The following is a 12374-nucleotide window of genomic DNA, read 5'->3' as shown; positions in this document are numbered from 1 at the left end:
GTCGCGAAGCGACCGAGGGGAGCCGTCACCATAGATGTCACCATAGGTATCACCATAGGTATCACCAAAGGTATCACTAAAGGTATCACCAAAGGTAACTGAGAAGATCTCCGAAATCATCCGAATGCCAAGGAAAGGAGACTGGCGATGCGGTTCGTGATTCACCGTCTGGCGCTGTTCGTCGTGGCGTTGTTCGGATTGTCCATCGTGATCTTTGCCGCGCTGCGCATCCTGCCGGGTGATGTGGCCTCCGTGATGGCGGGCGTCAACGCCTCGCCCGCACGTGTGGCTCAGCTGCGCGAGCAGCTCGGGCTGAACAGGTCGTTGGTCGAGCAGTACGGTGATTGGATGGGTGCTTTGGTGCGCGGCGACTTCGGCACGTCGATCCTTACCGGTCGCTCGGTGACTGCGCTGGTCGCCTCGCGCGCCGCCATCACCTTTCCGCTGATCATCGTGGGACTGTTGATAGCTCTCGCCATAGGACTGCCGCTCGGTTGCGCGGCTGTGCTGGCCCGTTCGGCCCGTGTGCGGGCGCTGTTCCATATGATGTCGATCATCGGCGGCGCGATTCCCGCATTGTGGGGCGGCCTGCTGCTGATTCTGCTGTTCGGGCGCGGCGTGGGATTGATCGGCATCCTGCCCTCGCAGGGATTCCCGCTCGATGGTTGGGCGATGCCCGGTCGCGCGCTGCTTTCGCTGGTACTGCCGGCACTGTCCGTAGGCATCATCGTGGGGGCTTCCATCATGCGGTACACGCGCGCCGCATTGGGAGGATTCGCGGATTCCGGATACGTCGACATGGCCCGTTCCTGCGGCATGACACGTACGCAGGCGGTATTGCGCGTGGGCTTGCGGCTTGCGACTCCGCAATTGGTCTCGGTGATCGGGCTCACGTTCGCCTCGATGATCACCGGTGTGATGGTCATCGAAAACCTGTTCGCCCTGCCCGGCATCGGCAATGGTCTGGTCACGGATGTAGGCAACCGCGACTTGATCGCCGTGCAGAGCGAGCTGTTCCTGCTTGCCGCGTTCTTCTTGGGAATAGGCCTGATTGTGGATGTGCTGCACCGTGTCCTCGACCCTCGCATGAAAACCGCCACAAGCCTTTCGGAGGTGAGTCAATGAGCGGGCTGAGCATCGTACTGCGCTCCATCTGGCGTCGCGCGGAAGGCAGGTTCGCGCTGATCGTTCTGGCTCTGTGGGTAGTCGTGGCGCTCGTCTCCCTGGTATGGACGCCTCAGTCGTTATGGGTCACGGACGGCTACCATGTGTGGGCCAGGCCGTCCGCCGACCATTGGCTCGGCACTGATGGCACCGGGGCGGATGTGTTCAGCTGGCTGATGGCCGGCTCGCTCACGAATCTGCTTATCGTGCTGCTCACTGTGGCGCTTTGTGCCGTGTGGGGCCTCGCATTGGTCGCCGCAATGGTGGCCCGTAGCGCAGCGCTTTCCAGTGTCGCCGTCGTGCTGGTGGATGCGCTGATTTCCATTCCCACAGTGCTTGTGGCCTTGATTCTGGCTGTGCCGTTAGGTGCTTCGATCGTGGTGGTCGTCATCGCCTGCGGATTCGGGTACGGGCTCAATCTGGCGCGAATCGCGCGGCCTGCCGCGTTGCTCGCCGCTCGTTCGTCCTATGTGGAATCGGCTTTGTCGAACGGGGCCGGCGGATGGCGGGTGCTGGTCAGCCACATCATCCCCAACATCCTGCCGGTGCTTGCCGTGCAGCTTTCCTTGTCCGCCGGCACGGCGGTACTTGCCGAATCGGGGCTCACATATCTTGGCATCGGCGTGCCCTCCGGCGTGCCGAGCTGGGGGCATTCGCTGGCCACCTCGGTCAAGCTCATCAATGTATTTCCGCTGACCGTGCTGTGGCCCGGTCTCATCGTCACTGTGGTGGTCGTGGCGCTGAACGTGTTCGGCGACGTGCTGCGTGACGCCATCGATCCCGTAGCCAATCCCGCGTTGCGTCGGGTTGAGGAAGGGGACGGCAAGGCCGGCCGGGGCTGCATGCCCAATGGCATTTTCGAAACGGATAAGGTGGTCGAGGCATCTCAGTCATGTGAAACCACGGAGAACCACGCTGGGAACGCGGCTGCTGTTGCGATTCGCGGCGGTGAGCATAACGGCGGGGAGGCATACGATGGGCGTTGATGTTCGTGGTCTTTGCGTCACCATCGGTGGCAGCCGCATCATCTCTGATGTGGATCTGCGGATCGTCGATGGCGAGCGTGTGGGGCTGATCGGTTCATCGGGCTCCGGCAAATCGATGATCTCCAAGGCCATGCTCGGCCTGCTGCCCGTGAATGCCGAACCTACCGGTTCGGTGAGCATGGGAGGCGTGGAGGTGCTGGGTGCCTCCGAACGCGCGCTCGCCGACCTTCGCGGCCGATACGTGGGCACGGTGTTCCAGAACCCGGCCGCCGCCTTGAATCCGGTGATGACCGTCGGACAGCAGGTCGCGCTTCCTCTCCGGTTACACTACGATCTCACGCGGGCCGAACGGGCCGAGCGCGTGCGCGCCATGCTCGGCAAGGTCGGCCTGCCGGGGGAGGCGTACGGCAAATACCCTCATGAACTGTCCGGCGGACAGCAGCAGCGCGTGGGTATCGCCACGGCGCTCATCACTTCGCCGCGATTCATCATCGCCGACGAGCCGACCACGGCGCTTGACTCCATCACGCAGCGGCAGATCGTGGACCTGCTCACCTCGCTGGTGGACGATGCCGGCGCTGCGATGCTGTTCATCACCCATGATTTCTCGGTGCTGGCGCGCGCCACCACACGGTGCTACGTGTTGGATGCCGGGCGTATCGTGGAGTCGGGGAATACGGTCGACCTACTCGCTGCTCCTGCCACAGCCGAGACGCGGCGGCTGGTTGGTGCCGCGCGGAGCCTGACGTTGCACGCCGGAGTCGGGGAAGCCAAGGAACCCGGGGAATCCAAGGAGCGGTCCGATGAGTGACGCATCAACAATTAACCCCCATTCCGAAGCGGGGAATCCGGGCAGTACAGAGGACCGGGGTGGCTCGGGGCTGTCTCATGCTCCGTATGCATCGTCTATGTCATCCGACTCGTCTGCATCGGCACGGTATGAGGCCCGTCATGGTGCGCTGCTGCTGTCCGCGCAAGGGGTTAATGCCTCCTTTGCCTTACGCGACATGCATCGGGGATTGTTCGGCGGTGGGCTGTTCGGGCTTGGTCGGGCGGCCAGGCGCCAGGTGCTGTTCGACGTGTCCGCCGACGTGCATGCGGGGGAGTGCCTGGCGGTGATCGGAGCATCCGGGTCGGGCAAGACCACGCTCACCCGCATCATGCTGGGATTAGGTGCTGCGGATTCCGGCGAGATTATGTATCGAGGTGCCGAGGTGAACCGGGGCTCGGCGGGCATGAAGGCCTTGCGCGCCGAGTCGTCCATCGTGTTTCAGGACCCGTACGGTTCGCTCGACCCGCGTTGGACGGTCGAGCGGTCGGTGTCCGAACCGTTGTGGCTGCGCCGGCGGGCATTGGGCTTCGCAGCCGACGAGGTGGAGGGCAAGACCGTACAGGCGCTGGCCCGCGTAGGCCTTGACCCGCGCATGTTCCTCGGACGCTACCCATGCGACCTGTCCGGCGGGCAGGCCCAGCGCGTCGCCATCGCCCGCGCCATCGTCAACGAACCGCGCGTCATCCTGGCCGACGAGCCGATGAGCGCCATCGACGTGGCAGCGCGCGTGCGGATCCTCGAGACCTTCCAGTCAATCCTCTCCGGTGAGGGTTCACGGGCCATCGATTCAGCGACCGGCGAGCCTGTCAGGCCCGCGATCATCATGGTCTCCCACGATCTGGGCGTCGTGCAGCATATCGCCGACCGCATCGTCGTGCTGAACGAAGGCCGCGTGGTCGAATCCGGACCTACGGCGGCTGTACTCGGCGACCCTCAGTCCGACTACACCCGGCAGCTCATCGCCGCCGCCTCGCTATAGTCGTTGTTCGTATGATTAAACCGGGAGTCAGACCAGGCAGCCAATGCGGCAGTTGGCAGTGGTGCTTGGAGGCAAACCGCGGTTCGATTCCCTCGCGATTCCAGCTTATGATTCGATCGTTATTCCAAGCTTTTGAGGTATGCCGATGAGTGATCAGACAGCCGTTCCGGCGGAAGAGTGTGTCCGAACGCAGACGCAGATGAAGCCGCAGGCCCGAACGGACGCTCAGAAGGATCTGGCGACCAAGCCGATTGTCCCGCTGGCGATCTCCTTGGCGGGGCCGGCGATCGTGGCGCAGGCTGCGAACGCGTTGTACACGATCGTCGATCGACTCTTCATAGCACATATCCCCGAAGTGGGCGATCTGGCCATCGCGGGCATCGGCATCTGTTTCCCAATCACTATCGCCGTGGCGGCGTTCGCGTTGCTCGTCGGGTCAGGTGGTGCTCCCTTGGCGTCTATCGCCTTGGGCAAAGGCGATGTGCGTGCCGCCGAGCATATTCTCGGCACGAGTGCCGCAATGCTGGTGGCGATTTCGCTGACGCTCACCGTGTTGTTGGAGTTCGGCAAAGTGCCGATTCTGGATGCGTTCGGTGCCAGCGCCAATACGTTGCCGTATGCCTCGGAATTCCTGGGGGTTTATCTGCTGGGTACCGTGTTCGTTCAGGTGACGCTGGGACTCAACTCGTTCATTTCGGCGCAAGGTAAAGCGAAAGTGGCGATGGTCTCGGTGCTGATTGGTGCCGGCATGAGCCTGATTCTTGACCCGGTGTTCATTTTCGTGCTCGATATGGGTGTTCGTGGCGCGGCTGTGGCAAACGTCATCTCCCAATTCCTTTCTGCCTCATGGATCGTGGCATTTCTGGCTTCATCGCGTAGCGCCATACGATTTCGCGCGACGTGGTTTAAGGTCGATGCGACGATTCTGCCGGTGCTGGCTTTAGGGGCTTCTCCGTTTGTGATGCAGTTGACGGAATGTGCCATCAACGTGGTGTTCAACACGCAGCTGGAACGGTTGGGTGGCGATGATTATGTGGCCGCCATGACCATCATCACCAGCACGATGCAGCTGATATATGTGGTGAACAATGGTCTGCAGCAAGGCGTTCAGCCCATCATTAGCTACAACTACGGAGCTCGGAACCATAAACGTGTGCGGCATGCGTACCGTCTTGGCATCGGGCTGCTACTTGTGGTGATGTCCGCTATGGTGACGGTCATCGCGATTATCCCGGAAACGATCGCGAGGTTGTTCACCGCTGACGCTGGCATCATAGCCGTCGTCGGCTCGATGATGCCACTGTTCGTGTGTGGATGGGGGATCTTCGGTATCCAATGTGGCGTTCAATGCACCTTGGTGGGGCTGGGTCTGGCCAAGCCTTCGCTGTTTTTGGCCATTCTGCGCAAAATCATCCTCCTGATTCCGTTGGCGTTCGTATTGCCGCAGTTCATGGGCGTCACTGGCGTGTTTGTCGCCGAACCGATATCGGACATCACCTCGGCGTTGGTGTCCATTGTTGTCTTTCGGCATGAGATCAGGCGTGTGCTCGGCGGACAAGACGCTGTGCTCGGCATGGAGTGATGCATCTGGCCGGGACGGAGAGTCGTGCTGTGTCGCAGTCGGTGGGCAACGATTCTGCCATGATGCGGTGGGAAGTGGCTTGGTGGCGCCGACGTGCGGTGGGCGTTGGCAGAATCGTTGCTGGTCTGGGGTTCTGGAGTGCAACGATTCTGCCGTCTTGGCTGGCGGCAGTAAGCCATTCTGTCGATCCGCCTCGCGCCTTGGCAGAATCGTTGCTGTTGCTGGATGTTGAAGTGCAACGTTTCTGCCATGATGCGGTGGGAAGTGGCTTGGTGGCGCCGACGTGCGGTGGGCGTTGGCAGAATCGTTGCTGGTCTGGGGTTCTGGAGTGCAACGATTCTGCCGTCTTGGCTGGCGGCGGTAAGTTATTCCGCTAATCTGCCTCGCACCTTGGCAGAATCGTTGCTGTCCGGAATGCGGTTACGTGCGACACGCCTATGGTGTGCCCTGTGCTATCATATGAGGCATGCAGTTCATCTCATGTTGTTGTCGCTGACCGACGCCCCCAGGGCGAGCGGTGAGTGACGCATAACTTGAGATAGAGCATTCGTAGAGCGGCGAATCGGCCGCCATTGTTGTTTCCTGATTGCCAAAGAAGCGGCAGAAGATGCCATGCAGGTGAAGTAATTAGGAAAAGCTATAGGGTACAGGTGAAGCGGGAACTCGGCCGCAACACAACCCGACGAATCTCAACATCACAAGGTCATCCACACATATCCACTCGCCTGCGGACGTCGGTTCACGACAATCAACAGACCCACCAGTCAACCGTCACCCGTACAGCAAAGGATTCCCATCATGACCGTCCACAGCAGCCTCGCGGAACTCATCGGCAACACCCCGCTCGTCAAGCTCAACCACATCCCCCAAAGCCTCGGCGTCAAAGCCACCATCGCCGTCAAGGTCGAATACTTCAATCCGGGCGGCTCCTCCAAGGATCGCATCGCCGAGCGCATCATCGATGCAGCCGAGCGGTCCGGCCAACTGAAGCCTGGCGGCGTCATCGTAGAGCCCACCTCCGGCAACACCGGCGTCGGCCTTGCCCTGGTCGCCCAGCAGCGCGGATACCGTACGATCTTCACCCTGCCGGACAAGGTCTCCGAATCCAAGCGTGCGGTGCTGCGCGCCTACGGTGCCGAAGTCATCGTCACACCCACCGATGCCGGCCCGGACGACCCGCGCTCCTACTACCAGGTCGCCGAACGCCTCGCCAACGAGATTCCCGGCGGCTTCCGTCCGAACCAGTACGACAATCCGAACGGCCCGGAAAGCCACTACTACACCACCGGTCCGGAGATTTGGGAGGCCACCGACCATAAGGTCACGCACTTCGTGGCGGGCATCGGCACTGGCGGCACCATCTCCGGTACCGGCAAGTATCTGAAAGAAGCCTCGAACGGTGCGGTCAAGGTCATCGGTTCCGATCCGGAAGGCTCTATCTACTCCGCCGATTCACTGGCCGACGTGCACCAATACGACATCGAGGGCGTGGGGGAGGACTTCTACCCCAAGGCCTTCGACCGGAACATCACCGACGACATCGTCAAGGTGAACGATGCCGAGGCGTTCGAGATGACCCGCAGGCTCGCCGGCGAGGAGGCGCTGCTGGTCGGCGGCTCGTCCGGCATGGCCGTGGCCAGCGCCATCAAGTACGCGCTCGCCAACGATCTGGACGAGAACCAGCTGGTGGTGGTCTTGGCCCCCGATTCCGGCCGCAGCTACCTGGAGAAGATCTTCAACGACGACTGGATGCGCGCCAACGGCTACGGCGACATCGTGGATCGCACCGCCAAGCCGTCGCTTGCCGAACAATACCTCTCCCAGCCGTCCCCCGACGAGACGGCCGGGAAGACCGTCAGCGAAAGCTGACTGGCGGAAAGCGGTCGATGCGGCCAGTGCGGCCAGTGCGGCCGCATCGACCGCGCATCAACAAAGGCAATTCCCGCGATAACCCGCTATCAATAACGCTGATATCAACACGCGCATTCACTGACCAACCCTGACTTACCCTCGAATACGGAATACACCGAAAGGAACAACACATGTCCGCCGAATACAACGCCAAGTTCGCATCCAATGCCCTTGCCACCCGTGCCATCCACGCCGGCCAGGAGCCCGATCCGACCACCGGAGCCGTGGTGACCCCGATCTACGCCACCTCCACCTTCAAGCAGGACGGCGTGCTCGGTCTGCGCGGCGGGCATGACTACTCGCGTTCCATCAACCCCACGCGCACCAGCTTCGACGAACAGCTCGCCTCCGTGGAAGGCGCGAAATACGCGCTGAGCTTCTCCTCGGGTCTCGCCGCCATCGACGTGCTGCTGCGTTCCACCATCAAGCCCGGCGACAACATCCTGCTCGGCAACGACGTATACGGCGGCACCTACCGTTTGCTCGCCAAGGTGTTCGTGCCGTGGGGCGTGGGGCTCGACGTGGTGGACATCACCGACCTCGCCGCCGTGGAGACGGCACTCGCCGCCAAGCACTATGCGTACGTGTGGGTCGAAACCCCCTCCAACCCGCTGCTGAACATCACCGACATCGCAGCCACCGCCGAAGTGGCGCACAAGTATGGCACCAAGGTCGTGGTCGACAACACTTTCGCATCCCCGGCACTGCAGCATCCGCTGGATGAGGGCGCTGACGCGGTGGTCTACTCCACCACCAAGTACATCGGCGGCCACTCCGACGTGGTGGGCGGTGCCGTGGTGCTCAACGACGAGGAGACTCGCGAGAAGGTGGCGTTCCTGCAGAACGCGGCCGGAGCGGTGCCCTCTCCGTTCGACTCCTGGCTGGATATCCGCGGTCTCAAGACGCTGGACCTGCGTGTCAAGCGCCACAGCGCCAATGCGCTGAAGGTGGCCGAATGGCTGGAATCCCAGCCCTCCGACGTGATTGAGCGCGTCTGGTATCCGGGCCTCGAATCCCATCCGGGCCATGAGATCGCCGCACGCCAGATGCACGGTGGATTCGGCGGCATCGTCTCCGTGCAGCTGGCCGCTGGTGCCGAGGCGGCCAAGCGGTTCGTGGACCATACCGAGATCTTCACGCTCGCCGAATCGCTTGGCGGTGTGGAGAGCCTGATCGAGGTGCCGGCGGCCATGACCCACGCCTCCGTGGCCGGCACCACGTTGCAGGTGCCTGCCAACCTGATCCGCATCTCGGTGGGCATCGAGAACGCCGACGACCTCATCGCCGACCTCAAGCAGGCGCTCGAGCGCCTGTGAATCACGCGCCCCCGTGCGCTATGGTTGTATGTCATGACGGCACGTGAGGCGGCGCTGGGGGCGCTTAAACAGTATTTCGGCTACGATTCGTTCCGGCCCGGCCAGCTCGGCATCGTCGAGGCGCTTCTGACCGGTCGGGACGTGTTGGGCGTGATGCCGACCGGCGCGGGCAAATCCGTGTGCTACCAGATTCCCGCCGCCCTGATGCCGGGACTCACGTTGGTGGTTTCGCCGCTGATCTCTCTGATGCGCGATCAGGTTGATGCGCTCAACGATCTCGGTCTGTCTGCCGCGTTCGTCAACACCACCCAGGACCCGGACGAGCAGGCCATGGTGCTGGCGCAGGCGGCAGCCGGACAGATCAAACTGCTCTATGTGGCGCCGGAACGTCTGGAAACACGAAGATTCCGTGATTTCGCCGCGCGCACTCCGATTGCCTTGATTGCCGTGGACGAGGCGCATTGCGTCTCCCAGTGGGGGCAGGATTTCCGCTCGTCGTATCTGGGCATCGGCGAATTCATTGCGGGACTGCCGCAGCGCCCGCCGATCGGCGCATTCACCGCCACCGCCACCGAAAACGTGCGCAAGGATATCGTTGGTCTGCTCGGATTGCGCGAGCCGGCGGTCACCGTCACCGGATTCGACCGGCCGAATCTGTATTTCGACGTGGTCAAGCTGGAAACCAAATACAAGGCTGCATGGGTGTCGGATTATGTGGCGGAGCACCCGGATGAATGCGGCATCATCTATTGCGCCACCCGCAAAACCACTGAGGCGCTCGCCGCCACGTTGAACCAGATGGGCCATACGGCGGTCGCCTACCATGGCGGCATGGCATCTGATGTGCGCGAACGGGCGCAGCGCGACTTCATCACCGACAAGGTGCCGGTGGTGGTGGCCACCAACGCGTTCGGTATGGGAATCGACAAGCCGGACGTCCGCTTCGTGATTCATTACAACATGCCTGAATCCATCGAGGCCTACTATCAGGAGGCCGGTCGCGCGGGGCGAGACGGCGAGCCCAGCCGCTGCACGCTGCTGTGGAACGAGTCGGACATCGTGACCAGACGCCGGCTGCTCGACAGCGATTACGAGAATGAGCGCATGACTCCCGAAGAACAGGAGATTGCGCGCCTGCGCAAGCGTCAGTTGCTCGATGGCATGGTGGGCTATTGCCGCACCACCGACTGCCTGCACCGGTATATGACACGGTATTTTGGCCAGGATCTTTCCGGGCTTTCCACTGATGCTTCTTCTGCGTCAGAGGATACCGCGAAGGCGGGCGGCGCCAAGGATGCCGTCAGGTGCGGTGCCTGTTCGAATTGCGAAAGCACTTTCGAGACCATCGATGTGACCCGCGTGGCACGCGCGATCAGCCGATGCGTGCACGATGTGCAGCAGCAGGTGGGCTCAGGCAAGATCGTCAAAATACTGCGTGGCTCCAAGGCCCAGGAATTGTCGAGTCTGAATCCCGAACAGATGCCGACGTTCGGCATGCTGAAAGATACCGACACCGCATTGATCCGTGATGTGCTCAGTCAGATGACCTCCGACGGTCATCTGACCATTGCCGAAGGCCGTCTGCCGATCGTGCACTTCGGGCCTCGCGCGGCGGAGACCACCTCTCCTGATTTCCATTACGAGATGAAAAAGCTGCGGCGCAAGGTGTCGGCAAGAGCGGCCGGTATGAGCGCTGCCGGAAGCACGGTCGGAGGCGCCGGTGAACGAACCGGCGTGCGCGGCGGGGGAGTGTACGTTGATGGGGGAGTGCCCGTCGGTGTCGCAGCGTCGAACGTATCCGGTGCGGCGCTGGGCTCGTATATTCCCGATGACGACGCCGAGGCGTTGTTCCGGAAGCTGCGCGACCTGCGCCGCACCATCGCCCAGGAGATCGGCAAACCGCCGTACATCGTCTTCTCCGACAAGACCTTGCGGGACATGGCCCTCATCAGGCCTGTCACCGACGCACAGTTTTTGGCCGTCAGCGGTGTGGGGCAGCGCAAGCTGGACCTGTACGGCAAACGCTTCATGGAGGCGGTCGCTTCGTTCGGTGCAGCCAGCGCAGCCAATGCGCGGTAAGCAGTCGCCGAATCCAGTGGCTCGCGCCATAACTATCGTCTATAGCGAACCGTGGGATGTCGATGCGTAATCCCGTTCGGCGGCGACTACGATTGCTGGCGGTACCGCGAATGCTGACAGTGGAAAGGACAACGAAATGGCAGAAGAGCAGTCCGAAAAGCCGGTCGTGGAAAGCTTCCAGCTCGACCACACCAAGGTCAAGGCGCCATACGTGCGCTACATCGACACCGAGAAGGGCCCGCACGGTGATGTGATTTCCAACTACGATCTGCGCCTGACCCAGCCGAACAAGCAGGCCATCCCCACCGGTGGCCTGCACACCATCGAGCACACGATCGCCGTGCTGCTGCGCGAGCGTATCCCGGGCTATATCGACTGCTCGCCGTTCGGATGCCGCACCGGCTTCCACCTGCTGACTTGGGGCGAGCATCCCACCGAGGAAGTGGCGAAGGCGCTCAAGGAGTCGCTGGAGTTCATCGCCTACAAGGCCACGTGGGATGACGTGCCAGCCACCACTGAGAAGAGCTGCGGCAATTACCGCGACCACAGCCTGTTCACCGCCAAGGAATGGGCCAAGCAGATCCTCGAGGAGGGCATCAGCTCCGACCCGTTCGAGCGCAAGGTCGTCTGACCGACTGGTTGCCGGTCGTCGGTTTCGAGTTTCCGATTCCTGCTTGCCGGTTGACGAGCAGGATACGTCAGATTCCGTCCTATCCCGTCCGCATCGCAACGCGGGCGGGATTTTTATGCTCGAGGCATGGTAGGTTTACCGTCAGTTATCCGTGAGTTTGCCGTTTGGCTTTGGTTATTGAGGCTGACTGCTGAGGTCAGCTGGCGAAGCTGGGCGACGGACTGGACGTTGACGGCTTGATTATTGAGAGAAGTCGGACACAACGAGTGAGAGAGGTGAAAGGTGACGCAGTCGAGTGCTGCCACTGCAGCGACAGGCCGGCGTTTCCGCCATGCCACCATGCGTGATCTGCCGCAGATGCAGACGATCTACGCTCGCGCTCGCGCGCTGATGGCTGCCAACGGCAATCCGACGCAGTGGGGCACGCAGTTTCCCCGGGAATCCGTGATCATCGATGATATCGCCAACCAGCGTACGATGCTGCTGGTGGATACGATCGGCGGACACGAGCGTATCCTGGCGCAGTTCGCGTTGTGCCCGGGCAAGGATCCCACGTATGCGTCGATTGATGGCGCATGGCTCGACAATGACACCTATGTGACCATCCACCGCATCGCCTCATCCGGGTTGGTGCGTCATGCGGCCCGCGACTGCATCAAGTGGGCCTTGAAGCATTATGGCAATGTGCGCGCCGACACCCATCCCAACAATAAGGCCATGCAGCATGTGCTGGAAAGCTCCGGTTTCGCCCGCTGTGGCCTGATTCAGCTCGTCGACCGGCCGACTGACACCACGAGGATCGCCTACCAGCGCCACGAGTGGTGAATTATCGGTGTCTGGACTTGCGCATGGCGATTATATGGAAAGGCGTACGCTGGGCATCACTCAGCGTAC

The 12374-nt window shown here is 61.9% G+C and carries 10 protein-coding genes; all 10 read left to right on the top strand.

The genetic code is table 11. The annotated features are described in order from the left end of the window. The first annotated feature begins 147 nt into the window (after positions 1-147). The 10 genes from BREU_RS01950 to BREU_RS01905 all read left to right on the top strand — a co-directional run bounded on the left by BREU_RS01950 (position 148) and on the right by BREU_RS01905 (position 12305). Positions 148-1125 (top strand): ABC transporter permease, encoded by a 978-nt coding sequence (locus BREU_RS01950; RefSeq protein WP_044090623.1) that lies wholly within the window; start codon positions 148-150, stop codon positions 1123-1125. After that, positions 1122-2150 carry an ABC transporter permease gene (locus tag BREU_RS01945; RefSeq protein ID WP_081886490.1) on the top strand — a complete coding sequence of 343 codons (1029 nt, stop codon included), beginning with the start codon at positions 1122-1124 and terminating at the stop codon, positions 2148-2150. Before BREU_RS01950 ends, BREU_RS01945 begins: the two co-directional genes overlap by 4 nt. Then, positions 2140-2961, top strand: coding sequence for an ABC transporter ATP-binding protein (locus BREU_RS01940; RefSeq protein ID WP_044090624.1), 822 nt, complete (start codon positions 2140-2142; stop codon positions 2959-2961). Before BREU_RS01945 ends, BREU_RS01940 begins: the two co-directional genes overlap by 11 nt. Positions 2962-3157: 196 nt before the next feature. After that, positions 3158-3961, top strand: coding sequence for an ABC transporter ATP-binding protein (locus tag BREU_RS01935; protein WP_044090625.1), 804 nt, complete (start codon positions 3158-3160; stop codon positions 3959-3961). Between the two features lie 145 nt (positions 3962-4106). Continuing rightward, positions 4107-5543: an MATE family efflux transporter gene (locus BREU_RS01930; protein WP_238566975.1), complete on the top strand. Its 1437-nt coding sequence runs from the start codon at positions 4107-4109 to the stop codon at positions 5541-5543. Positions 5544-6341: 798 nt separating this feature from the next. Continuing rightward, a complete protein-coding gene (locus BREU_RS01925; RefSeq protein WP_044089996.1) occupies positions 6342-7412 on the top strand; it encodes a pyridoxal-phosphate dependent enzyme in 1071 nt (356 codons plus the stop codon). A 173-nt stretch (positions 7413-7585) separates the two neighbouring features. Next, a complete protein-coding gene (locus BREU_RS01920) occupies positions 7586-8770 on the top strand; it encodes a cystathionine gamma-synthase (RefSeq protein WP_044089995.1) in 1185 nt (394 codons plus the stop codon). A gap of 33 nt (positions 8771-8803) precedes the next feature. After that, the gene (locus BREU_RS01915) at positions 8804-10849 is read left to right on the top strand and encodes a RecQ family ATP-dependent DNA helicase (protein ID WP_044089993.1); all 2046 of its coding nucleotides are present in this window, start codon (positions 8804-8806) and stop codon (positions 10847-10849) included. 136 nt (positions 10850-10985) lie between these two features. Next, positions 10986-11480 (top strand): S-ribosylhomocysteine lyase, encoded by a 495-nt coding sequence (locus tag BREU_RS01910; RefSeq protein ID WP_044089992.1) that lies wholly within the window; start codon positions 10986-10988, stop codon positions 11478-11480. A 282-nt stretch (positions 11481-11762) separates the two neighbouring features. Next, positions 11763-12305, top strand: a complete 543-nt coding sequence (locus tag BREU_RS01905) for a GNAT family N-acetyltransferase (RefSeq protein ID WP_140463299.1) — start codon at positions 11763-11765, stop codon at positions 12303-12305. Positions 12306-12374: the final 69 nt, after the last annotated feature.

The organism is Bifidobacterium reuteri DSM 23975 (assembly GCF_000741695.1).
Classification (GTDB): domain Bacteria; phylum Actinomycetota; class Actinomycetes; order Actinomycetales; family Bifidobacteriaceae; genus Bifidobacterium; species Bifidobacterium reuteri.
Note: the sequence above shows the minus strand (reverse complement) of the source record. Positions and strands in the feature narration are given on the sequence as shown.